This window comes from Bosea vestrisii (assembly GCF_030144325.1).
GTDB lineage: Bacteria > Pseudomonadota > Alphaproteobacteria > Rhizobiales > Beijerinckiaceae > Allobosea > Allobosea vestrisii_A.
Map to the genome: position 1 here is coordinate 42,706 of NZ_CP126308.1, position 22,681 is coordinate 65,386.

18 protein-coding genes and 2 pseudogenes are annotated in these 22,681 nt (G+C 62.7%); 8 read left to right on the plus strand and 12 right to left on the minus strand.

Features of this window, described 5'->3' with window-relative positions; translation table 11 throughout:
- The first annotated feature begins 105 nt into the window (after nucleotides 1-105).
- Entirely contained in the window at nucleotides 106-936 is an 831-nt protein-coding gene (locus QO058_RS29365) for a GntR family transcriptional regulator (RefSeq protein WP_432212099.1), read from the plus strand.
- Here QO058_RS29365 and QO058_RS29370 read toward each other — a convergent pair.
- The 5 genes from QO058_RS29370 to QO058_RS29390 form a co-directional block, all read right to left on the minus strand.
- On the minus strand, nucleotides 925-1,638 hold the full coding sequence (locus tag QO058_RS29370; protein ID WP_284173348.1) for an ABC transporter ATP-binding protein: 714 nt from the start codon (nucleotides 1,636-1,638) through the stop codon (nucleotides 925-927). The genes QO058_RS29365 and QO058_RS29370 overlap by 12 nt on opposite strands.
- A complete protein-coding gene (locus tag QO058_RS29375; protein ID WP_284173349.1) occupies nucleotides 1,635-2,396 on the minus strand; it encodes an ABC transporter ATP-binding protein in 762 nt (253 codons plus the stop codon). The genes QO058_RS29370 and QO058_RS29375 overlap by 4 nt, the downstream gene beginning before the upstream one ends.
- Nucleotides 2,393-4,312, minus strand: a complete 1,920-nt coding sequence (locus QO058_RS29380) for an ABC transporter permease (protein ID WP_284173350.1) — start codon at nucleotides 4,310-4,312, stop codon at nucleotides 2,393-2,395. The genes QO058_RS29375 and QO058_RS29380 overlap by 4 nt, the downstream gene beginning before the upstream one ends.
- 79 nt (nucleotides 4,313-4,391) lie before the next feature.
- On the minus strand, nucleotides 4,392-5,558 hold the full coding sequence (locus tag QO058_RS29385; RefSeq protein ID WP_284173351.1) for a 4-hydroxybenzoate 3-monooxygenase: 1,167 nt from the start codon (nucleotides 5,556-5,558) through the stop codon (nucleotides 4,392-4,394).
- 97 nt (nucleotides 5,559-5,655) lie between these two features.
- Nucleotides 5,656-6,813 (minus strand): ABC transporter substrate-binding protein, encoded by a 1,158-nt coding sequence (locus tag QO058_RS29390; protein ID WP_284173352.1) that lies wholly within the window; start codon nucleotides 6,811-6,813, stop codon nucleotides 5,656-5,658.
- A 266-nt stretch (nucleotides 6,814-7,079) separates the two neighbouring features.
- On the opposite strand from QO058_RS29390, the gene QO058_RS29395 reads away from it, so the two are divergent.
- From QO058_RS29395 to QO058_RS29425, 7 genes are all read left to right on the plus strand, one after another.
- Complete coding sequence (locus QO058_RS29395) at nucleotides 7,080-7,949, plus strand: methylenetetrahydrofolate reductase (protein WP_284173353.1); 870 nt, start codon at nucleotides 7,080-7,082, stop codon at nucleotides 7,947-7,949.
- A 65-nt stretch (nucleotides 7,950-8,014) separates the two neighbouring features.
- Nucleotides 8,015-9,409, plus strand: a complete 1,395-nt coding sequence (locus QO058_RS29400) for an aminomethyl transferase family protein (protein WP_284173354.1) — start codon at nucleotides 8,015-8,017, stop codon at nucleotides 9,407-9,409.
- 472 nt (nucleotides 9,410-9,881) lie between these two features.
- A complete protein-coding gene (locus tag QO058_RS29405; RefSeq protein ID WP_284173355.1) occupies nucleotides 9,882-10,376 on the plus strand; it encodes a MarR family winged helix-turn-helix transcriptional regulator in 495 nt (164 codons plus the stop codon).
- 109 nt (nucleotides 10,377-10,485) lie between these two features.
- Complete coding sequence (locus QO058_RS29410; RefSeq protein WP_284173356.1) at nucleotides 10,486-11,529, plus strand: TRAP transporter substrate-binding protein; 1,044 nt, start codon at nucleotides 10,486-10,488, stop codon at nucleotides 11,527-11,529.
- Between the two features lie 85 nt (nucleotides 11,530-11,614).
- A complete protein-coding gene (locus QO058_RS29415) occupies nucleotides 11,615-12,169 on the plus strand; it encodes a TRAP transporter small permease (RefSeq protein WP_284173357.1) in 555 nt (184 codons plus the stop codon).
- The gene (locus QO058_RS29420; protein WP_284173358.1) at nucleotides 12,169-13,467 is read left to right on the plus strand and encodes a TRAP transporter large permease; all 1,299 of its coding nucleotides are present in this window, start codon (nucleotides 12,169-12,171) and stop codon (nucleotides 13,465-13,467) included. The genes QO058_RS29415 and QO058_RS29420 overlap by 1 nt, the downstream gene beginning before the upstream one ends.
- Before the next feature lie 90 nt (nucleotides 13,468-13,557).
- Nucleotides 13,558-15,300, plus strand: coding sequence for a thiamine pyrophosphate-binding protein (locus QO058_RS29425; protein WP_284173359.1), 1,743 nt, complete (start codon nucleotides 13,558-13,560; stop codon nucleotides 15,298-15,300).
- 500 nt (nucleotides 15,301-15,800) lie between these two features.
- On the opposite strand, the gene QO058_RS29430 is transcribed toward QO058_RS29425, so the two are convergent.
- From QO058_RS29430 to QO058_RS29460, 7 genes and pseudogenes are all read right to left on the minus strand, one after another.
- Nucleotides 15,801-16,364 carry an NADPH-dependent FMN reductase gene (locus QO058_RS29430; RefSeq protein WP_284173360.1) on the minus strand — a complete coding sequence of 188 codons (564 nt, stop codon included), beginning with the start codon at nucleotides 16,362-16,364 and terminating at the stop codon, nucleotides 15,801-15,803.
- A gap of 46 nt (nucleotides 16,365-16,410) precedes the next feature.
- Nucleotides 16,411-16,698: a YciI family protein gene (locus QO058_RS29435; RefSeq protein ID WP_284173362.1), complete on the minus strand. Its 288-nt coding sequence runs from the start codon at nucleotides 16,696-16,698 to the stop codon at nucleotides 16,411-16,413.
- 61 nt (nucleotides 16,699-16,759) lie between these two features.
- Nucleotides 16,760-17,734: a sugar ABC transporter substrate-binding protein gene (locus QO058_RS29440; protein ID WP_284173363.1), complete on the minus strand. Its 975-nt coding sequence runs from the start codon at nucleotides 17,732-17,734 to the stop codon at nucleotides 16,760-16,762.
- A 56-nt stretch (nucleotides 17,735-17,790) separates the two neighbouring features.
- Nucleotides 17,791-18,765 carry an ABC transporter permease gene (locus QO058_RS29445; protein WP_284173364.1) on the minus strand — a complete coding sequence of 325 codons (975 nt, stop codon included), beginning with the start codon at nucleotides 18,763-18,765 and terminating at the stop codon, nucleotides 17,791-17,793.
- Nucleotides 18,762-19,714 (minus strand): annotated as a pseudogene (locus QO058_RS29450) (ABC transporter permease). Before QO058_RS29450 ends, QO058_RS29445 begins: the two are co-directional and overlap by 4 nt.
- Nucleotides 19,707-21,251 carry a sugar ABC transporter ATP-binding protein gene (locus QO058_RS29455; protein WP_284173365.1) on the minus strand — a complete coding sequence of 515 codons (1,545 nt, stop codon included), beginning with the start codon at nucleotides 21,249-21,251 and terminating at the stop codon, nucleotides 19,707-19,709. The pseudogene QO058_RS29450 and the gene QO058_RS29455 overlap by 8 nt, the downstream one beginning before the upstream one ends.
- Nucleotides 21,248-22,656, minus strand: a pseudogene (locus QO058_RS29460) (FAD-linked oxidase C-terminal domain-containing protein). Before QO058_RS29460 ends, QO058_RS29455 begins: the two are co-directional and overlap by 4 nt.
- Between the last annotated feature and the right edge of the window lie 25 nt (nucleotides 22,657-22,681).

Consider the following 22,681-nt stretch of genomic DNA (forward strand, 5'->3'; position numbering starts at 1 on the left):
CGAAGACGTTCGGCGGTCAGATTGTCATGTCGCCAAATGGCTAGGCGGACAGCGACATTGGAAATGGTGCGTCGGCTCCGTCGAGCCAACCAATCGGAGGACGACGTGGCGAAAGACGATCGCACCAAGGCTTCACCTTCCCCCTCGGTCGACGGGCACCCCTCCGCCGCCTCGGCGCCGCCCTCCCATGGAGGGACAGGGGAGAAAGAAAAGCACACGATCTCGACGCGCCTTGTCTCGCGGATGCGGGAAGCGATCTTGCGAGGCGAGCTTGCACCGGGCTCCAAGATCAACCTGGACAAGGCTCGCAGAACATTCGACGTGAGCCTTAGCCCGATGCGGGAGGCCCTTGCCCGACTGACCTCGGTGGGCCTTGTCGAACTTCACGATAATCGCGGTTACACGGTCGCACCCGTCTCGTTGTCGAACTTGCGGGAGATCACGCAGCTCCGCGCCGAGTTCGAATGCCTCGCTCTCGACATCGCCATGCAATACGGCGACCTCGCGTGGGAAAGTGGGATCACCAGGGCCTTGCACAGGCTGAACCGCATCCATCGCGAGGCGTCCGACACGGCGAGCCTCGAAGCCTGGGAGGATGCCCACCGCGACTTCCATCTCACCCTGATCCAAGGGTGCGACATGCCCATCCTGCTGAATTTCTGCACGACGCTGCACAATCTGAACGATCGCTACAGACGGATTTTTCTCACCCGCACGGGAGGAGACGCCAACGTCGAGCAGGAGCACAATCAAATCGCTCAAGGCGCCGTTGCCCGCGATCGGGACTATGCGCGCGACAGGCTGCGCGAGCACATCCTGAGAACCGGACGCAATCTGCAAAATGCGTTGTCCGACGAACGCGCGGGCGCAATCCTCGCTCCTGGCCAAACCTCTCGCAAGAGCGGACGGTCGGCAGGAGCTAGGTCAAACGCTTAGGTAGCGGCCCTTCAGAGAGGGCTCGGCCAGGAACGCCTGCGACGGCCCCGACCATACAGTACGCCCCTTCTCGATGATGTGATGCCGGTCCCCGACTTCCATCATCTGCCGCAGGTTGCGGTCGATGACGAGGATCGAAAGACCTTCTGACTTCAGTTGGCGCAACGCGCTCCAGATGACGTCGCGCACGATCGGGGCCAATCCTTCCGTCGCCTCGTCGAGGATCAGCAGATCCGGATTGATCATGAGCGCGCGGCCGACGGCGAGCATCTGCTGCTCGCCGCCGGAAAGCTGCGAGCCCCAGTTGCCGAGCCGCTCCCCAAGGCGGGGAAACAGCGCGAGCACGCGCTCGAGCGTCCAGGGATCGGGCCGACCGGAACGGTTGGCCGCCGCCGCCACGAGGTTCTCCCGAACCGTCAGGTTGGGAAAGATGCGGCGGCCTTCGGGAACGAGCCCGATGCCCATCCGCCCTAGGAGGTGCGAGGGCGTCGACCGAATAGACCGCCCCTTGAAGATGATATCCCCGCCCAAGGTCGGAAGCTGGCCGGTGACCGCGCGCACGGTCGTCGTCTTGCCCATGCCGTTGCGGCCCAGTAGTCCCACCATCTCGCCCGGGCCCACCGTCAGGGAGACATCGAACAGGATCCGGGACTGTCCGTAGGAAGCCTGCACCGCCTCGAGCCGCAGCAAACTTTCGGTCATGCGGCGTCTTCCTGTTCATGCCCCAGATAGGCTTCCCGCACGCTGGCGTTCGATCTGATTTCCTGGGGTGTGCCGGAGGCTACGAGGCGTCCGCCGACGAGGACGCTCACTGTGTCGGCCAGGTTGAAGACGGCGTCCATGTCGTGTTCCACGAGGACGATCGTGTAGTCGGCCCGCACGGAGCCGAGGAGGTCGATCATACGCTCGGCCTCCGCCGGTCCCATGCCAGCCATAGGCTCGTCGAGCAGCAGGACGCGCGGCTGCATCGCCAGGGCGATCGCCAGCTCCAGCTGCCTGCGCTGGCCATGCGACAACACCCCGGCGGGGACATCTCCGAAATCGGCAAGACCGGTTCGATCCAGCACGGATCGCGTGGCGTCCGCCAGCGCCCGCACGCGTCGCGGCGCCTGCCAAAAGCGAAAACCATGTCCTTCCCTGATTTGAGCCGCGACGACGACGTTGTCGAAAACCGAGTAATCGTCGCAGACGCTCGTGATCTGGAAGGACCGCAGGATGCCCAATCGGGCCCTCCCGCCCAGGTCGGCCGACGTAACGTCGCGCCCCTCGAAGTGGATACGCCCCGCCGTCGGCCTCAACTCGCCGGAAAGCTGCGACAGCAAGGTCGTCTTGCCGGCGCCGTTGGGCCCGATCAGCGCATGACAGGTGAGCTCTCGTATCGCCAGCGTCACGTCGTCGGTTGCGATGAGGCCGCCGAACCGCTTGGTCAGTCCCCTTGCCTCCAGGATGGTCGCCGTCATGTATTGCCACCCCGCCCCAGCGCCAATCCGAAGAGCCCGCGTCGCGCAAGCAGGACGAAGACGATGAGCATCGGGCCGAACACGATCTGCCAATGCTGCGTCCATTCGCTCAGGGTGAATTCCAGCATCAGATAGGTCGCCGCCCCCACGACGGAGCCAAACAGCGTCCCCAGCCCGCCGAAGATGGCCATGATCAGGATGCTGCCCGAGCGGGTCCATGACAGGTCGGCCGGGCTGACCAGCAGCTCGGCGTTGGCCAGCAGCACGCCGGCGACGCCCGCGATCACGCCGGATATCACGAAAAGAAGCAGCTTGTAGAGGTAGGTTCTGACGCCAAGCGCTCTCACCCGCCTTTCGTTTTGCCTGCAGGCCTGCACGATCATGCCGAAGCGCGAGTTGACCAGACGCCAGCATAGCAGGAGGCACAGCGCCAACAGACCAAGCGCGAGGTAATACAGCGTTGGCCGGTTTCCGAGGTCGATGAGCGGCAGGGTTGAGCGTTGCGAGATCTGCAGGCCGTCCTCGCCTCCGTATATGCTGGGGGTGCTGGCGAGATAAAACAACATCTGAGCGAAGGCGAGCGTGCTCATGATGAAGTAGAGACCGCTCGTCCTGAGCGCGATGGCCCCGATCACCAGCGCCATCGCCGCCGCGCTCGCGATCGCCAGCGGCCAGGCGACCAGCGCGTCGTGCGTGCCTGCCAGCACGATCGGCCCCAACGCCAAGGGCTCGCCGTGGTCGAGGTGCCAGCCGAGGATCGCGACGGCATAGGCGCCCGTACCGACGAATGCGGCATGGCCGAAGCTGACCAGGCCGCCGAATCCCGCGACGAGATCGAGGCTCAGTACCATCAGCGCGAATATGACGATCCGCAGGAACAGCCTCAGAAGGAATGGGTCGTCGAGCCAGGTCGAGAGCGTCGGCACGAGCGCGAGCGCGATCATGCACAGTCCCACGACCGACGCTGTCACACGTTGCCGCGACTTGGAGAGCGACCACAGGATCGTGACCCGGTTTCCGTTGTCGCGAGCCTCGACCTGCGGCGGAGCCGACGCCGCGAAAAGGCCTTGTGGCCTGACGAACAGAACCCCGGCCATGAAGATGTAGATTGCGATCGTCGCGATGGCGGACGGCAGGAAAAGGCGGCCGAGCGTGTCGATGAGGCCGATGACGATCGCAGCGTAGAAGGCGCCCTTGAGGGAGCCGATTCCGCCGACCACGATCACGACGAGCGCCATGATGAGGATGCTCTCTCCCATCCCGACGTTGACGGAGTAGAGCGGCCCCGACATCAGGCCAGCCAGAGCAGCCAGTGCCGCGCCGAACGCGAATACGAGAGAATAAAGCCACGTGATGTTCACGCCGAGAACCGCGATCATCCCGCGATCCGAGGCGCCGGCCCTGATGAGCATCCCCAGGCGCGTCCGCATCACGACGAACGACATTCCCGCTGCCACAACGAGCCCTACGCCGATCACGGTCAGGCGAAACAGCGGATATTGGAGCCCTGGCAGCAGCGTCACGCTCCCATTGAGCAGTGGCGGGATCGGTGACGCGAGCGGTTGGGGACCGAAAATCAGTCGCATGGACTCGTTGAAGAGGTAGATGAGTCCGAATGTCACCAGCACCTGATCGAGATGGCTACGCGCATAGAGCCGCCTGGCACAGACATACTCGACAGCCAAGCCTGCAACGGCGGCGCAAAGACAAGCCGCCACCGCGGCAAAGACGAACGATCCCGTCCAGAGCTGGAACGATACGGCCGCGAAGGCCCCGATCATGTAGAACGAGCCGTGCGCCAAGTTGACGAAATTCATGATGCCAAGGACCAGGGTCAGGCCCGACGCAATCAGGAACAGCATCACGCCGGACTGGAGGCCGTTGAGCATCTGTTCGATAAGGAGTGGCAGTGTCATCGATGACGTTTCCTCAGCGTCCCGGGCCGTCGCAGTGACAGCGCCGTGGGCTCCGGCCAGATGGCGCCAGCATGCGCGCTCAGTTCAGCGGAAGCCCCGTGTAGTTTTCCGCGAAGGACAAAGCCGCATGCCGGTTTTCCACGATGTGCCTGAGAGCCGCGAGGTTAAGCGCTTGCTCGAAAGGACTGTCCGACACATGAAGGGCATGGGTGATCCATGCCGAGAAGCGCTGCACCTGCCAGACGCGACGCAGGCATCTGTCGGAATAGCCGTCGATGCCCGATCGGTCGCCATTTCCGAAATACCGCTTCAGCGCGTCGCCTAGCACCGCGACGTCTGCGGCAGCCAGATTGAGCCCCTTTGCTCCGGTCGGCGGCACGATATGGGCGGCGTCACCTGCGAGGAACAAGCTGCCATGCCGCATCGGCGCAGCGACGAAACTGCGTAGATGGATGGTCGAGCGCTGGGTGATCGCTCCCTCGCGTAGAGGCACCGGTTCGCCGTCGCGCAACCTGAGATCGAGCTCCGACCAGACCTGGTCGTCCGACCACGCTTCCGCATCCACATTCATCGGCACCTGAGCGTAGATGCGACTGACGGTCGGGGAGCGCATCGACATCAGCGTGAAACCGCGTTCGTGTGCCGCGTAGATCAGCTCGTGGCTAGGAGGTGGCGTTTCCACCATGAGAGCGAGCCACTTGTAGGGATAGTCCTGCTCCCAGATCCTCAGGTCCCCGGAAGGCAGGGCCTGCCTGCTCGGGCCATGGAAGCCGTCGGCACCGACGACGAAACGGCACGCAATGGTTTCGCGTGCACCATTCCGCTCGACCGTGACCGTAGGCGCATCCGAAGCTATGCCGCTCAGCTCGACGACAGGGGTTTCGAAAAGAATCGGATCGCCGGCGCCTAGCCTCGCGGACACGAGATCGGCGACGAGCTTGTGCTGCGGATAGATCGTGATACCGCGGCCGACCAGTTCCATGAGATCGAGGCGATGAGTTTGGCCCTCGAAGCGGAGAGCAGTACCCTCGTGGACGATGCCCTCCTTGAGCGCCCCGCCCGCGACGCCGGCCTCGCGCAGGATGTCGACGGTCCCGGCCTCGATGACCCCAGCCCTGATCCGGTTCTCGATATAGGCCCGGCTGCGGCTTTCGACGACGATGCTCTCGATGCCGGCACACTTCAGCAGCTGAGCAAGAAGCAACCCGGCGGGACCGGCGCCGATGATGGCGACTTGTGTCTTCATGTTTTGTCAGTTCCGCGAGCCCGGGTGCCAGCCTGGGCTCCGGAGGTTTCCATGTCGTTCCGTCGAGGGGCGCCGCCGCGGCCGTTATCGGCGCAGCTCAATCCTTGATCGGACATTTCTCGGCCAACTCGTCCTTGAGGTTGGGCAATGTGGTCCTCACCGCGTAGCTCAATCCCGTGCTCGATCGCTCGATCTTCGTGACGTAGAAGTTCTGGATGGGAAACTGGTTCGAGGCGAAGCTGAATGCTCCTCGCACGGACGGGAAGGGCGTCGTCTTCATCGCCGCCCGGAGGGCGTTCATCTCGGTCTTGCCGCCGTTGCGTCGCAAGGCGGCATCAAGCAAGACGGGGAGGTCGTAGGCTTGGGCCGCAAAGGCGCTCGGCGTCCGACCATATGCCTCGCGGAAGGAGGTGACGAAACGCTTGTTTTCAGGATTGTCGAGCTGTTCGGTCCACAGGCTGACGACGTTGGTCCCTGCAACCTCTGGTCCGACCTGCGTCAACATGATGTGATCAAGCGCCAGATAGGATCCGACCACCCGATCCATGGCGTAACCGACCTGGGTGAGCTGCTTCAGAAAGTTCACCCCGACCTGGCTGGGGTAGAAATAATAGAGCCCATCGACGTCCAGGGCTTTGAGGGAGGTGATCTCCGCGGCGAAGTCCTGCTGGGACGGTGGCGTGTAGATCTCCTTGACGACCGTGCCGGGAAAGGCCTGCTTGAAACCTGCCGCGAGGTCGCGCGCGCCGGGCGTGTTCCACCCCATCATGGCGATTTTCGAGAATCCGAGCTCCTTCGCCGCCATGCCGGTGGCCCGGCCAATGGTCTGGTTCTCGAAGCCCAGGACGAAGAAATTGGGACTGCACTTCTCTCCGGCAAAATCGGAAGGTCCGGAGTTGATGCTGACGAGGAGACGCTTGGCATCGCTGACCGGCTTAGCGGCGGCCAGGAGCATATTCGTGATGATTGGACCCGTGACGAGATCGACGCGCTCCCGTTCGACAAGCCGTTCCGCAGCCTGCCGAGCGACGTCGGGCTTCTCCTGATCGTCCGCGACGATCACTTTCACGTCGTTGCCGGCGATCTTCCCGCCCAGATTTTTAATGCTGAGGTTGAAGGCGTCGATCATATCGCGGGCGACAGGCGCCTGAGAGCCGGTCACGCTCGTGACAAAACCGATCTTGAGCTCGGCGGCGGGCGCCAGCGCGGGCAATGACGCCGATGCCAGTGCGAGGAACAGGGTCCTGATCTTCAAAGCAACCTCCCTATCGTTATTTTGGGCGAAGCTAGCCACGGACCCGAAACCCGTCAACAAAAATCGATGAAATTATCGATACCTAATTCGTGATCCGTGGCCAAATGGCCCTTCGCACCATAATATAGCTTGTTATGGCGAGAAATGGTGGCGCTTGCAGCGCACCCGTGAACGGTGTAGAACACAAAAAAATCGATTATCATGCGCTGCATCCGCAGCGATAACGATCCGGCGTCTCTCGCCGGCATTGATGGCGAGATCTTCGGATGACCGACTCCTATCTTCAGCCCGCTCGAAGCTACGGCACGCTGGGCAGCCTGATCGAAGGCTTCTCGCTGGAAATGACGGCGCGAGACGCGGACGTGCTCTCCGAGGCCGTCGGCGACTTGCCGGCCGCCACGCGGATCGCCGTGACCTATCTGCCCGGCGAAGAGATGGCCGCGCGCGTGGCTGCCGCAGCATCGATCCGGAACTATGGCCACATACCCGTCCCGCACATCTCGGCCCGCCGGCTCACCAGCGTCCTGGAGCTGGAGAGTTTCCTGGACCGGCTTTCCATCGAAGCGTCCATTGATCGCGCCTTCGTCGTCGGCGGGGATCTGCGCGCGCCTGCAGGTCCCTATCCCGATGCGAAGTCCGTGATCGCATCGGGCTTGCTGGCGAAGTACGGCTTGTCGAGAATTGGTGTCGCCGGGTATCCCGAGGGGCATCCGTCCATATCGGAGCACGATCTGATGCTCGATTTGCGCACGAAACTCGCGATGTTGCGCGATCTGGGCCACGAAGGCGTCGTGAACACCCAATTCTCGTTCGATGCCGGGGCCATCCTGCAGTGGCTCGAAGCGCTCCGAAACGACGGCGTGACGGCCACGGTTCGGGTGGGCATCCCCGGCCCGACGACAGTGAAATCGCTCTTGCGTTTCGCGGCGCGGTGCGGCGTCGGGGCATCCACTGCGGTGCTGCAGAAATACGGCATATCGCTGACGAAGCTACTGTCGCCGGTCGGCCCGGATCGACTGCTTGCAGAGCTCGGCGCGCGGCTCAACGCTGAAAGGCACGGCGACGTGAGGTTGCATTTCTATCCATTCGGCGGGCTGGCTGGGACTGCACGCTGGGCGAAAACGCTCGTCCGCTGACGATACGCCGTGTCCGCCAGCTTTCGTCGAATCAAAGAAACATCGAATAAGAGGCAGGAAACGCAATGAACCAAGTCACGGGACAGCCGTCGCTCGAGGAATTTCTGAAGGGCATCCCCGATCTCGTCGATTACTTCTACAACGACACCACCGCACCCCACAGCAAGGACCGCTCGGGCCTTACGCCGGTGCCGGCCGAGTTCGGCAACTGGGTCGATGAGCAGAAGGCCTGGCGCGACGGTGCGGTCCTGTTCGACCAGTCGCATCACATGCCGGAGATGTTCCTCAAGGGACCGGACGCCTTTCGAATGCTCAACGGCATCGGAATCAACAGCTTCGACAAGTTCGTACCGGGCAAGGCCAAGCAATTCGTCGCGTGCAATCATGACGGACACATGATCGGCGAGTGCGTCTTGTTCTATCTGGCCGAGAATAGCTTCGAGCTGGTCAGCGGCATGCACATGCAGAACTGGGTCGAGTACCACGCCACGACCGGCGGCTACGACGTGACCGTCGAGCGAGACCTTCCCACCTCGGTTAACCCGCGCGGCCGCACCCAGTTTCGCTTCGGCCTGGATGGACCTGCGTCGGACGAGATCTTCGCCGCCGTCGTCGAGGGGCCGGTGCCGAACATCCCCTTCTTCAATTTCGCCCGGGTCAGGATCGCGGGTTGTGACGTGTTGGCCCTGCGGCACGGCATGGCCGGTGGCCGTGGCGTCGAGCTGGCGGGCCATATCGCGGACGGCCCCAAGGTGCGAGAGGCCTTGCTCAACGCGGGCGCTACGCTCGGACTGCGGCCCGGCGGGACCTCCGCATATTTCAGCGGCAACACGGAAGGCGGCTGGATGCCCTATCCGCTGCCAGCCGTCTATACTGGCACCGGGCTCAAGGCCTACCGCGAGTGGCTGCCTGCAAGCTCGTGGGAGACCAGCTCTCAACTCGGGGGCAGTTTTCGCGCCAAAAGGATCGAGGACTATTACGTCACGCCCTGGGACATGGGCTACGATCGGATCCTGAAGTTCGATCACGATTTCATCGGTGGCGAGGCGCTCCAGCGCGCGACCGAAGGCCCGCGTCGGACGGCCGTGACCCTGGTCTGGAACGTGGACGACGTTGTCGAGATCTTTCGGTCCCAGCTCGAAGACGAGTTGCCTTACAAGCAGCTTCGCTTCCCGATGGCTTCCTACAGTTTCCAGCAAAACGACGAGGTCCGCGACACGAGCGGCGAACTGATCGGCCTCTCGAATTTTTGCGGATACAGCGCCAACGAGCGAAAAATAATGTCGCTCGCCAACATCGCACGCGACAAGGCGACGCCGGGGCTGGACGTCACGGTGACCTGGGGCGAACCCGACGGCGGGTCACGCAAGCGCCACGTCGAGCGGCATCGGCAAAAGATAGTTCGTGCGCAAGTCGCGCCTTGGCCATACGCAATGGCCTCCCAGCGCCGTCAGACGTGAAGCGCGTCGCGAGCGGATACCGCAGTGGGCACCTGGCGGGACATCTTTGCCTCCCGCGCTTTCCGAGCATCCCCCGTCATCATCGTGCTCGGCAAGCCGCCTTCCTCGGACCCCGTCGAGGGCGGCGGCATCTATGCGTGAAGGCGGCGTATCGTAGGCTGCGCTTCACTTCGACACTCGACGCCTTCGAGATTATCGCATGGGCCCTGCAGGCCTCCTGACGCTGGCCAGCGGACTGAGCTACTTACCCAAAGCCGTACCCCATTACGCGCAAAAGATTCCTCATCATCCAATGGCAGCTCAGATAATATAGTTTGACATCCAACTTTTGGAGACCATACTATCTGGCATTCAGACGGTGGCCTGGGCTCGATTTTTGAAAAAGGGACGATGCGCCAGGAAGCATGAGCCTCAGCGACTTCGACCATTCTGGACCGTAGCGAGAGGCGCTGGATCATAAGGAAAGCGCTGGATGCCCGAAGCGCCCCGCCCGCCAGCCACGAATGTCCGCGGGACCAAAATGTCCCAGGAGAATGACGAATATTTCGTTCCGGCAGTCTTTAGGGAGGTCGTGGGGTTTCATTTGCGGATCGCACAGGAGGCGTCGTTCGAGGCGTTCGGTGTGATGGCGGGAAAGGCCAATCTGAAGCCAGGTTGGTACGCTTTGCTGACTATATTAAACGAGGCGGGATCCATGACGCCAAGTGAACTCAGCAGACATTGTGGACGTGACCGCTCGACTTTGACTTCGACGCTGAAAGCACTTGCCGCGCGGGGACTCATTCAACGGGAGCGTAAATCGGAAGATCAACGCAGCTATGAAGTCCGACTTACTGCGATAGGCTGCGATATTCAACGCCGCTTGCATGCGATCGCCATAGACCACGAGCGTCACCTCGATGAAATACTTGGACAGGACAAAGCCATGCTGCTGGCGATTTTGCGCAGGATCGCGTCGCGCGTCTAGCGGGCCCACCAAACAGATACGTCAATGGAGATCAGAATATTTCTATGCGCCGTCCCCGTAAGGGGAGGTGTGAAATCTAATAAGAACATAAACCGAAGGGGAGGTTCAGATGATGATCAGAATTACGAGTTACAAGCTTTCCGGCCTTGCTGGCGCAATAGCCTTGTTTCTGGGCGCGACTACCTCGTCCGCCCAATCGCAGGAAAAATCCGTCCATCTGAAGATTTCGCTGTTCGTCCCGCCTGCGCATCCGCTCGTCCCATCGGCCAAAGAATGGGCTGAAAGCCTTAAGAAGGCGTCCGGCGGGTCGATCACAGCAACCATTTTCCCCGCAGAGCAGCTCGGCAAGGCTTTCGATCAATACGACATGGCGAGCAATGGTATCGCAGACGTGGCGCTCGTAAGCCCTGGTTATCAGCCAGGACGCTTTCCAATCATCAACGCTGCCCAGTTGCCCTTCATGGTAGCAAACGCGGAAGGAGGCTCTGCCGCTGTCGACGAATGGTATCGCAAGTATGCGCCCCGGGAGATGAGCGACACGCATTTCTGTATGGCATTCGTCCACGATCCCGGCACGCTGCACTCGCGCAAGAAAATTGTTCTGCCCGGAGATGTGCGCGGCCTGAAGGTGCGTCCGGCCCAGCAAGCAATTGGCGAATTGATCACGACGCTTGGCGGCACAAACATCCAGGCGTCGGCACCCGAGTCGCGGGACGCCCTTGAACGTGGTGTCGCAGACGCCATTACCTTTCCCTGGAATTCCATATTCTTGTTTGGAATCGACAAGGTCGCCAAACATACCCTGGACGTTCCCCTATACACGACGTCTTATACTTGGTCCCTGAACAAGGCCGCCTACGATCGGGCGTCTCCTCAGCAAAAAAGGGCGATCGACGAACACTGTACTGCACAGTGGGCCGTGAAAATCTCGCATGCCTGGACGGTTTTCGAGGAAGAGGGGCGCCAGAAGATGCGCAAGGCTTCAGGTCACGAAATTACTGAATTGACGCCCGATCAGTTAAAGCAATGGCAAGACGCCGCCGCCCCCCTTCGAACGAATTGGGCAAACTCCGTCCGGGCCAAGGGGTTCGATCCGGACGAAGTCCTGGCCGAACTCAAGCAAAAACTGTCGGACCGCAAAGCGACCTACTAATACAAAAACTGGCGGCGACGTCACCTCGCTAAAGGCCCTTACCCCATAGGCTGGAAGGCCCCCTCCTCCATTTTTCGGAGCATCCATGGCGCAAGATGCGATCTCGCCGCCTGCCAAGCCAGGCTCCAAAAGCCCCACCGATGTTTTCATCGAAAGCATAGAATGGATCGCCGCGGCATCTGTTGGGATCGTTGCCGCCAATATATTCCTCTCGGTTTTGCTTCGATATTTCTTTAGCATATCAATACCAGACAGCTACGATTTTGGCCGTATGCTTCTCGGGATTTTAATATTCTGGGGCATCGCCGCGACGAGTTATCGCGGAGCGCATATCACCGTCGATTTAATCTGGGACTTCGCCGCTCCGCGAAACAAGCGCCGCATTGATATCTTCGCCACTGTGGTTTTGCTGTTTGTCGTTTTGGTTCAGACAATAATGCTGTTCGACAAGGTGATTACCACCAAAATCCAGAACATTTTGACTTATGATTTGCAATTACCGACATGGCCGTTCTTTGCCATTGCCTGGCTCGGCGACGTGTCGGCAGTAATTTTGATAGCCATACGGACTTATCGCCTGATTTTCTATCCAACTCAGACCCAGCAACACGATAACTCTGAATCAACGGATAGTCGCTGATGTCCCAAGATTTGATTGCCGTCTTGAGTTTTGTCGTGTTGTTCGCCCTGATGCTTCTTCGCGTGCCAGTCGGGATGGCGATGGGGCTTGTGGGCGTTGCAGGCTTTGGCCTGATCACAGGCTTCGGGCCAGCGTTGAAGCTGGTTGGCCAAACGTCGATGCGCACAGTCACGGACTACACGTTCGGCGTCATCCCCATGTTCCTGCTCATGGGCGCCTTCGTTACCAACTCAGGCATGAGCCGGGAACTGTTCCGCGCGGCGAACACCTTCATTGGCCATCTGCGCGGTGGACTTGGCTTTGCGACAATCATCGCATGTGCGGGCTTCGCGGCCATCTCGGGGTCATCGGTCGCAACCGCCGCAACCTTCTCGACCGTCGCCTATCCCGAGATGCGGCGAGCGCAATATCCTCGGTCCATCGCCGCCGGCACCATAGCTGCGGGCGGGACGCTTGGGGCGATGTTCCCACCTTCGACCGTGTTGGTGGTTTACGGCATCATTACCGAACAGGACATCGCAAAGCTATTCATGGCTGGCGTCGTGCCCGGCCTCCTGGCCGTGGGAATGTATCTAATCACAATCGCATTGATCGGCGTAGTCCGACCGGAACTCGTGCCGGCGGGTGCGCGAAGCGACGGTTCAGCGCGTCTGGCCGCGGTCAAGGGCGTCTGGGCCCCTTTGTTGCTCTTCTTCTTCGTGATGGGAGGTCTCTACGGGGGATTGTTCACCCCGACGGAGGCCGGCGGCATGGGAGCGAGCGGTGCCTTCATCATCGGTGTCGTAAGCGGAAAGCTACCGCGAAAGGCGATCCTTGCGTCACTCCTGCAAGCGACCCGCACGGCGGCGGCCGTGTTCACCGTTCTGATCGGCGCGCTTCTGTTTGGCTACTTTCTCACGATCACCGGAACACCGCAGCGGATCACCGAATTCCTCACAGGGCTCGGGTTCGCTCGCTACACGATCCTGTTGCTGATCCTTCTCATGTACCTCTTGCTCGGCTGCCTTATGGACGCCATGGCCATGATCATTCTGACGGTGCCGATCATTTTTCCCGTGATCGTCGCGTTGGGGTTCGACCCGATCTGGTTTGGTGTCATCATCGTGATGACGGTGGAATTGGGTCTCATCCATCCCCCGGTCGGCATGAACGTCTTCGTCATCAAGAGCGTCATCCAGGACATCAGCTTTTCGACGATCTTCCGGGGCGTTGCACCATTCATCATCACCGACCTGATCCGCTTGGCGATCCTCGTCGCCTTCCCGGTGATCGCAATATGGCTTCCGAGCCGAATGTAGACCGCCTTCAGCCAAAGAGGGCACGACACGACAGCCTGCGTGCTCGAGCGGCGGAACAGCTATCGCACACTGACGAGGCGCGTGGGCCAGATGGAACTGAACATGCAGAGAATAGACAGCGGAACTACGGCTTCCAACGGCGTGTCTACCGGAAGAAGACCAAACACCAGCCCAATCGGCCATGTCGGCTTCGCGGTCGCCGAGGCATTGTACAGCCTCGACGCAGCAATCTGCTTTGGCGTATCTGGTTCGACCAACTACTACGTCTGCGAGGCCTTGGAGCGACTGGGCGTCCGCTACATCGCCGCAGGACATGAGTGTAATGCGATTGCGATGGCAGACGCCTTCGCAAGGCATAGCGGAAGACTAACCCTGGCCAGCGTTCACGCAGGGCCGGGTTTGACCAACGCGATCACGGCGATAGCGGAAGCGGCCAAGGCCAGAACGCCCCTTTTGGTACTCGCCGGCGACGTTGCAGTCGGAGATGTCCTCTCCAACTTCCACATCGATCAAGATGCGCTTGTCCGATCGGTGGGAGCCGTCCCGGAGCGGCTTGGATCGGCCGCATCCGCTGTCGAAGACGTCGTCCGCTCGTGCGAGAAGGCCATCCGCGAGAGGCGGACGGTGGTGCTCAGCATGCCGCAGGACATCCTGCAGTCGCCCGCGCCCCCCGTCGCCATTCGCCTCCTTGAGCGGCAACCGCCAGCGGAACCGGACAGCGGGCTCGTTCAAGAGGTGGCCCAGCGGCTCGTCGCGGCAAAGCGGCCCCTCATCCTAGCCGGGCGAGGGGCGGTCATCGCCGACGCAGGCCAGATCCTTGGCCAACTGGCTGCGGAGGTCGATGCCTTGCTGGCGACCACCGCCCGCGCACACGGGCTCTTCGCCAACGAGCCATGGTCTGTTGGCATCATGGGCGGGTTTTCGCCACCAGCAATGGCCGAGTTGATACGTCAGAGCGACACCGTGGTGGGGTTCGGCGCGACCTTTACCCACTGGACCACCCAAGCTGGTCGGCTTATTGCCAGCGACGCCACCGTGATCCAGATCGATTCCGATGTTTCACGGCTCGGGTGCCAGCGCGGTGTCGATATCGCTCTATTGGGCGACGCGCGCGTCACCGCGGAAAAAATTCTCCGCGCCGCCCAGGAGTTGAAAAGGGGTGGTGTGAAAGGATGGCGAAACGAGATGACCGCCACGGTCCTGGCAGCCCGCGAAGGCGATTTGCGGTCTTATGCCGATACATCGACGACGGAGTTTATCGATCCACGCACGCTGTGTATCGAGCTCGACGCACTACTACCGCCTGAACGTACGATCGCGAACGATGGCGGCCATTTCCAAGGCTGGCCTCCTCTGTACCTGACCGTGCCCGATGCCGCAGCCTGGTCCTTCGCGATGTCGTTCTCGTCAACCGGCTTGGGGCTGGGGACAGCGATCGGCGCGGCACTTGCCCATCCAGAACGACTTACCGTCCTGTGCGCAGGCGATGGCGGGTTCATGATGTCGCTTTCCGACCTCCAGACCGCGGTGAACCTCAAGTTGCGCATGTGCATCGTTATCTTCAACGACGCCTCCTACGCTGCCGAGGTCCATGAGTTCGGTCCGCTGGGCTATCAAACCTCCATTGCCACGTTTCCGGTCACCGATTTCGCGGCCATTGCCCGCGGGACAGGTGCAGCCGGCACGATTGTGTGCATGAAGGCCGATCTTGCAGACCTTCGCCAATGGGTCGAACAAGGCTGCAATGGCGTTTACCTAGTAGACGCACGCATCAATCCGGACCTGACGGCGGACTGGTTTTCGGAACTTCTAAGCCAGAAGCATGCGCCTTGACGCTACCGACGCTTCGAAGTCGCATCAATGTCAGTCATGAATGCGCGGCGGCGCGCCGTTTGACCCCATTGGGAATTTAAGGCTGACCCTTCTCGCAAGTACTCAGCCGGCAAATCGGCTCGGGGCGTTGACTCCACTCGACTACTCCAAGACGCATGAGGCGAACGGCTGCCAAGATCTTCGCGGAAGGGCGTACCGAGCACCACGCCGTTCCGTCTCCTTACCGCAGAAGGGGCGATATGCTAGAAAGCCTCTAAACGAAGAAGGTCCGATCGGACCCGCGTGGTGGGAGGACACGCGCCTTCTTCCCCGTCGCATCGGTTTGTAATGCGCGTAGAGATGTGTCGGTGGGCGATCAGGCTGACGTCAAAACGCAGTAGCAAATCCCTGTTGCGGCGTTATCAGGGTCGAAATCATCTAAGCGACGGCCTCGAACTGTCCAAGGAAGCCAAGCCAGCTCTTGGGATGCTCGAACAGAGCATCTAGCCGCAGACGCGGGTTCAACGCAGTCGGTTGGTCCACGCCGCAAGCGCTTCCAGCAATTGCCGGATGAAGTCGCGCGTTGGCCCGTCGGTCAGGCGTCCATCCTCGTCGAATTTGGTCGGGGCCTGACCGATCATGACCTCCGGTTTGTTGATCGGGAAGGCGTTGAGGAAGATCAGCATCTGCCGCAAATGATACTGGGCGCGGGCTGTGCCGAGGATACCGCCGCTCGCGCCCATGATGCCGACGGGCTTGCCGTCGAAGGGCTGGCTCGGCGGGCGCGAGGCCCAGTCGATGGCGTTCTTCAGCACGCCCGGGATCGAATAATTGTATTCGGGCGTCACGAACAGGATCGCGTCGGCCGCCGCAAGCTGTTCCCGCAGACGCTGCACCGGCGGCGGAAAACCGGCCAGGCGGACATCGTCGTTGTAGAGCGGCAGGTCGCCGATCTCCGCGGTCTCGATGGTGACGCCTTCGGGCGCGAGCTCGATCGCGGCGCGCAGCGCAGCTGTATTGAACGAACCCGCGCGCAGGCTGCCCGAAATGCCGATAATCCGCACCCGGCGGCTGTTGTTGTCCATCTTCATTCCCTCGGTTGTCATGAAAGTCAGTCGATGCCGGCGGGTCTCAGCCCTGGCGGCGGATGAAGCCGGTGATTGTGGCCGGGAGCCAGATGTCGGCGGCATGGAAGGGATCGGCCCGGTGGAAGCGCTCGACCGAGGCGCGGTCGGGCGCCTCGACCAAGAAGAGGCTGCCGATCATTGTCTCGCCATCGTCGGCGACGAGCGGGCCCGACATGACGATCGTCACGCCGAACCCCGCCGTATCGGCAAGAAAGGCCTTGTGAGCCTGATAGTGATCGAGCCTGCGGCCCAACGCACCCGGCTGGTCAACGGCATGTATCGCAAACAGCATGGATGTCTCCTCGCGACGGCCGACGGGCTCGGAGAGCCCGACCATGCCGCTGGTCGCCGGCTCAGTTCGTCTTCGTCGCCATGGCCGCAGCCTCATCCCATTTCGGACAGGCGCGCCCCTCGAGCGGCGTGTCATAGGGCTGGTAATTTGCCTTGTCGATAACGGTCGGCTTCAGCACGACCTCCGTGACGATGGCCTCCTTGCGCAGCGCCCGGATGGCGACCATCGTGCCGATGCAGCCCTGCAGGAAACCGTTATAGTCGCCGGAAGCCAGCAGCTTGCCGGCCTTGATGGCGTCGATCGCCTCCGTGGTGCCGTTGATGCCGACGATCTGCGCCTTGCGGTTCGCCCCGTCCAGCGCCTCGATCGCGCCGATCGCCATCGCATCGTTCGCCGCCAGCACGCCGTCGATCTTCTGGTGCGACTGCATCAGGTTCTCCATGACCTGCAGCGCCTGGAGTCGCTGGTAGTTCGCCGGCTGGCTCGCCAGCAGCTTGACCTCCTTGAACTCTTTGATCGCCTCGTTGAAGCCCCTCACCCGGTCGACATTGGTGAGCGAACCCTTCACGCCCTCGATGATGACGACATTGCCCTTGCCGCCCATCGCCTTCAGCATGTAGCGCGCCGTCTCCAGGCCGAGGCTGTAGTCGTCGGCGCCGATGAAGGCGAGGAATTTGCCGCCTGCGCTGCGGTCGGTGACGTTGACGACCGGGATATTGGCGTCGTTGATTTTCTCGACACCGGGCACCATCGCCTTGTAGTCGACCGGCACGAACACGATCGCGTTGGGCTTTTTCACCGCGACGTCTTCGATCTGGCTGAGTTGCTCGGGGATCGAATCCGGCTTGGTCGGGATGTAGTGGATGGTCTTGGCATTCAGCGCCTTGGCCGCAGCGTCGGCGCCGACACGGACCGTCTGGAAAAAGGGGTTGGTGTGGTTCTTGGTGAAGACGGCGATCGTCTCGCCGTCAGCGAGCGCCGCCGTCGCCAGCATGGCGGCGGGAAGCGAAAGCGCGAGTGTTTTCAGATAGGTCATGATGTTCCTCCTTGGTTTTCTTGGTTTGGCTGGGTTTTCTTGGTTTGAATGCCCGGTCAGGTTCGGCGGCGGCCATACATGTCGAGCCAGACCGCGAGAACGACGATCACGCCGGTGACCAGCGGCTGCCAGTTCGCGTTCACCGCGAGCAGGTTCATGCCGTTGAGCACGAGCGTCAGGATCAGGGCACCAACGAAGGTGCCGAAGACGGTGCCGACGCCGCCGAAAAGCGAGGTTCCACCGATCAGCACGGCGGCGATCGCCGGCAGGGTCATGGCCTCGCCGATGTCGCCCTCGGCCGAATTGAGCCGGGCCAGGAAAACGATAGAGGCGATGCCGGCCATGGCGCCGGAGACGGTGTAGACGAGGATCAGGCGCGAATTGACCGGAATTCCAGAGAGCCGCGCCGCGACCGGGTTCGCGCCGATGGCATAGATCTGTTGGCCCCAGTTGGTGCGCTGCGCGAAGAACATGCCCACCGCGAGGAAGGTCACCATCAGGTAGACCGGGATCGGAACGCCCAGGAAATAGCCGCTGCCGATCTGCCGGAACCCCGGTGGGAAGCCGTGGATCGTCTCGCCGGCCATGTAGTAGTAGGTGACGCCGTGCAGCACCCAGAGCATGCCGTAAGTGGCGATGAAAGACGGGATCCTGAGCTTCGTCACCATCAGCCCGTTGAAGAAGCCGACAAGGCTGCCGACGCCGAGGCCGACGAGCACGCCGAGCGCCGGCGAGCCCGTCGCCTTGATCGCGGTCGCGGCAAGGCAGGCCGAAATGCCGATATTGGCACCGACCGACAGGTCGAGGCCGCCGGTCAGGATCACCAGGGTCAGCCCCGAGGCCAGGAAGAACAGGAGGCTCGCCTGCCGCAGCACGTTGAGCAGGTTGTTCATGTTCAGGAAGGATTCGGTCAGCAGGGCCAGCGCGACGCAGAGCAGGCCTGCCGCAAGCAACCGGTAGAGCACCTGCACGACATCCTGCGAGAGATGGATGCGGCTCGCAGGCGCCAGGATGTTGTCGCTCGTGCTCATGATTTCTGGCTCCGCAGGCCATCGATGAAGAGGGCGAAGATGACGAGGACGCCGATGCAGGCGACCTGCACTGAGGACGGCACCGCCAGCAGATTGAGGCCGTTGCGCATCACGCCGACAGTGACGACGCCCAGCAGCGTGCCAAAGATCCAGCCATTGCCACGCTCGAAGGAGGTGCCCCCAGCGCCACCGCCGCGATAGCGTCGAACTCCATGCCGATCGCCGCCGTCGGGTGGCCCGCATTCATGCGCGCCGTCATCAGCATCGCCGCAAAACCCGCCATGGCTCCGCCCAGCGCATAGACCGCGATGAGCATGCGCGGCCAGCGAATGCCGGCGAGCGTCAGCGCGTCCCTGTTGCCGCCGAGCGCGAAGACATAGACGCCGAAGCGCGTGTGATAGAGCAGGCCGTGGAAGGCGAGGTAGGTCGCCGCGCCAATGAGGATCGGCAGCGGCAGCCCGAACGCCTCTCCCGAGTAGACCGCGCGGACATGGCGGGGAATGCCGACCACGCTCTGGCCGTCGCTGACGATCAGCGCCAGCCCCTGGGCGACGCCGAGCGTGCCAAGCGTCGCGACGAAGGGCGGAATGCGCAGGAGCGCGACCAGCCAGCCGTTCAGCACGCCGAACGCGCCCCCGACCATCATGGCGGCGACGAGGCCTAGCAGCAGCGACTGGCTCGCCACCACGACCAGCGCGAAGACGATCGAGGCGACCGTCAGCACGGCGCCCATCGAGAGGTCGATGCCCTCGGTCATGATGATCAGCGTCATCGGCAGCGCCAGCAGCAGCAGGATCGTCGACTGCACGAGCACGTTGGAGAGGTTGGCCGTGCTGGCGAAGCGCGGGCTCGCGACGGAGAAGGCCACCAGCAGCACGACGAGAACGATGGCGACGCCCGGAATGCGCGCGAATTGCGTGCGGCCCGGGGCAAGGACCAGCTCAGCCATGATGCATCCCCATCTTCACGATGTTTTCTTCGGAGAGTTGCTGGCGCGCGAGTTCGCCGACGATGCGGCCCTCGCGCATGACGTAGGCCCGGTCGCAGACATGGACGATCTCGGCCTGTTCGGAGGAGATCATCAGAACGGCGGCGCCCTGCGCGACGAGTTGGTCGATCAGCGCGAAGATCTCGGATTTGGCGCCGACATCGATGCCGCGCGTCGGCTCGTCGAAGATGAAGAGCCGGGCCTCGGCCGCCAGCCATTTCCCGATCACGACCTTCTGCTGGTTGCCGCCCGAGAGCAGCCCGACGGTCTGGTTCGGCGAGGGCGTCGCGATGCGCAGGCGGGCGATCAGTTCCTCGGCGGAGCGCTTCGCGCGGCCCGGCTTGAACAGCCCGTTCGGAAAGAGCTTGTCGAGGCCGGCGATGGCCAGATTGTCGCTGACGCTGCGGATCAGCGCGAGGCCCTCGCTCTTGCGGCTTTCGGGGATCAGCGCGATGCCCTGCGCCGCAGCCATATCGGGACCGCCGGTCCTGAGCTGGCCGAAGACGCGGATCTCGCCCGCCGTGACCGGATCGGCCCCGAAGATCGCGCGGGCGACTTCCGTGCGGCCCGAACCGACCAATCCGCACAGGCCCACGATCTCGCCGGCTCGGACGACCAGATCGATATCCCTGATCCCGTTGGCGGCCGACAAGCCGATCACTTCGAGCGCGATCTCGCCCGGCGTCTCGGCGAAATGGCGAGGATAGCTCATGTCGACGCTGCGGCCGACCATCATGCGCACGAGTTCGTCCGGCGTGGTCTCGCCCGGCAGGGCCTGGCCGGCATTGCGCCCGTCGCGCAGCACGGTGATGCGGTCGCCCAGAGCGAAGACCTCGGCCATGCGATGCGAGATGTAGACGATCGCCACGCCCTGCGCCTGGAGCTGGCGCATCATGGCAAAGAGCCGCTCGGTCTCCCGGTCCGACAGCGCGGCCGTCGGCTCGTCCATCACCAGGATGCTTGCCTCCTGCGACAGGGCCTTGGCGATCTCGACCATCTGCTGCTGGGCGACTCCGAGGCTGTGGACGGGTGTCCTCGGATCGATGTCGAAGCCGATCCAGTCAAGAACGCGCCGAGCCTCGCGATAGGTGCGCTCGCGGTCGATGAAGCCCGGCACCCGCGCCTTGAACTCGCGCCCCAGGAAGATGTTCTGGGCGATGTCGAGATAGGGGACGAGCGAGAATTCCTGGAAGATGACGGCGATGCCGAGCTTGCGCGCATCGGCCGGCGAGGTGATCTCGACCTTCTCGCCCTTGTGGAAATATTCGCCCGCATCGGCCCTGTAGGCGCCGCACAGAACCTTCATCAGCGAGGATTTGCCGGCGCCGTTCTCGCCCAGCAGCATATGGACCTCGCCCGGCCGCACCGCGAAGGAGACGTCGTCGAGCGCCTTCACGCCGGGAAATTGCTTTGAAATCCCCCGAAGTTCGAGCAGCGGCGCGGCTTCGACGGGAGCCGACGGAACGGGCCGAATTCTGGGCTCGATGGCGGCGTTCATCGGCGGCTCTCCCCGTCTCCGGCATGCTGCCGGAAGATCTTGCCCGGGTTCATGATGTTGTGCGGATCGAGCGCCTGCTTGATCGCGCGCATCGCGTCGACCGCCTCGCCCAGCTCCTGTTCGAGGAAATCGATCTTCCCGGCGCCGATGCCGTGTTCGCCCGTGCATGTGCCTTCGAGCGCGAGCGCCCGTTCGACGAGCCTTCCGTGGAACGCCTTGGCCCGCGCGATTTCCTCGGCGTCGGCGGGGTCGATCAGGATGAGCAGATGAAAGTTGCCGTCGCCGACATGGCCCACCACCGGCGCGATCAGGCGGCTCTCCTCGATATCCCGCGCCGTCAGGCTCAGGCATTCGGTGAGACGCGAGATCGGCACGCAGACGTCCGTGACCATCGCGCGGGCGCCTGGACGAAGGCCGAGGCCGGCATAGAGCGTGTTGTCGCGCGCCTGCCAGAGCCTGCTGCGCTCCTCGGGCGTGGTCGTCCATGCGAAGCCGAGGCCGCTCTGATCCGCCGCGATCGCCTGCGCAAGCTCGGCCTGCTCGGCGACGCCCGCCGGGCTGCCGTGGAACTCGAAGAAAAGGGTCGGGGCCTCGCGGTGATCAAGCTTCGCATAGGCGTTGACGCCCCGCATCATCACCGCGTCGAGCAGTTCGATGCGCGCCACCGGAATGCCCGACTGGATCACCGCGATCGCCGTGTCGACTGCCGCCTTCAGATCGGGAAAGGCGCAAACCGCCGAGGAGATCGCTTCGGGCTGCGGATGCAGCTTCAGCGTGACCTCCGTGATCACGCCGAGCGTTCCTTCCGCGCCGACGAAGAGCCGCGTGAGATCGTAGCCGGCGGATGATTTCCGCGCCCGGCGCGCCGTGCGGATAATCCGGCCATCGGCGAGCACGACCTCGAGCGCCAGCACATTGTCCTTCATTGTGCCGTAGCGGACTGCCATCGTCCCCGATGCCCGCGTCGACGCCATGCCGCCGATCGAGGCGTCGGCGCCAGGATCGATCGGAAAGAAGAGCCCGGTGTCGCGCAGCTGCGCGTTGAGCTGCTTGCGAGTGATGCCCGGCTGGACCCGGATATCCATGTCCTCGGCATTCACGGCCAGCACGCGGTTCATCCGCGTCATGTCGAGGCACAGGCCGCCGTCGAGCGCGGCCGCATTGCCTTCGAGCGAGGTTCCCGCTCCGAACGGGACGATCGGCATGCCGGTCTCGGCGCAAAGCCGGACGATGCGCCGGACCTCGTCCGCATCGTCGGGAAAAACGACGACATCGGGGGACGCGGCGCATGATAGGCCTCGCTGCGCCCGTGTCCGTCGAGGACACCCGGCGCCCGCGTGGCGCGCTCTCCCACCATGCCGGTGAGCCGCGCCATGATTCCGTCGACGCTCGCATGCGCGGTCATCGTCCGTTCCTCCCCTGGTTCGTTT

What these genes read in the sequence shown, in the direction of transcription:
- QO058_RS29385 (WP_284173351.1), bottom strand. Translation starts at nt 5,558, where the DNA reads ATGAAGACACAAGTCGCCATCATCGGCGCCGGTCCCGCCGGGTTGCTT.
- QO058_RS29425 (WP_284173359.1), top strand. Translation starts at nt 13,558, where the DNA reads ATGGAACTGAACATGCAGAGAATAGACAGCGGAACTACGGCTTCCAAC.
- QO058_RS29375 (WP_284173349.1), bottom strand. Translation starts at nt 2,396, where the DNA reads ATGACGGCGACCATCCTGGAGGCAAGGGGACTGACCAAGCGGTTCGGC.
- QO058_RS29395 (WP_284173353.1), top strand. Translation starts at nt 7,080, where the DNA reads ATGACCGACTCCTATCTTCAGCCCGCTCGAAGCTACGGCACGCTGGGC.
- QO058_RS29415 (WP_284173357.1), top strand. Translation starts at nt 11,615, where the DNA reads ATGGCGCAAGATGCGATCTCGCCGCCTGCCAAGCCAGGCTCCAAAAGC.
- QO058_RS29410 (WP_284173356.1), top strand. Translation starts at nt 10,486, where the DNA reads ATGATGATCAGAATTACGAGTTACAAGCTTTCCGGCCTTGCTGGCGCA.
- QO058_RS29380 (WP_284173350.1), bottom strand. Translation starts at nt 4,312, where the DNA reads ATGACACTGCCACTCCTTATCGAACAGATGCTCAACGGCCTCCAGTCC.
- QO058_RS29445 (WP_284173364.1), bottom strand. Translation starts at nt 18,765, where the DNA reads ATGAGCACGAGCGACAACATCCTGGCGCCTGCGAGCCGCATCCATCTC.
- QO058_RS29455 (WP_284173365.1), bottom strand. Translation starts at nt 21,251, where the DNA reads ATGAACGCCGCCATCGAGCCCAGAATTCGGCCCGTTCCGTCGGCTCCC.
- QO058_RS29400 (WP_284173354.1), top strand. Translation starts at nt 8,015, where the DNA reads ATGAACCAAGTCACGGGACAGCCGTCGCTCGAGGAATTTCTGAAGGGC.
- QO058_RS29435 (WP_284173362.1), bottom strand. Translation starts at nt 16,698, where the DNA reads ATGCTGTTTGCGATACATGCCGTTGACCAGCCGGGTGCGTTGGGCCGC.
- QO058_RS29430 (WP_284173360.1), bottom strand. Translation starts at nt 16,364, where the DNA reads ATGGACAACAACAGCCGCCGGGTGCGGATTATCGGCATTTCGGGCAGC.
- QO058_RS29405 (WP_284173355.1), top strand. Translation starts at nt 9,882, where the DNA reads ATGCCCGAAGCGCCCCGCCCGCCAGCCACGAATGTCCGCGGGACCAAA.
- QO058_RS29370 (WP_284173348.1), bottom strand. Translation starts at nt 1,638, where the DNA reads ATGACCGAAAGTTTGCTGCGGCTCGAGGCGGTGCAGGCTTCCTACGGA.
- QO058_RS29420 (WP_284173358.1), top strand. Translation starts at nt 12,169, where the DNA reads ATGTCCCAAGATTTGATTGCCGTCTTGAGTTTTGTCGTGTTGTTCGCC.
- QO058_RS29440 (WP_284173363.1), bottom strand. Translation starts at nt 17,734, where the DNA reads ATGACCTATCTGAAAACACTCGCGCTTTCGCTTCCCGCCGCCATGCTG.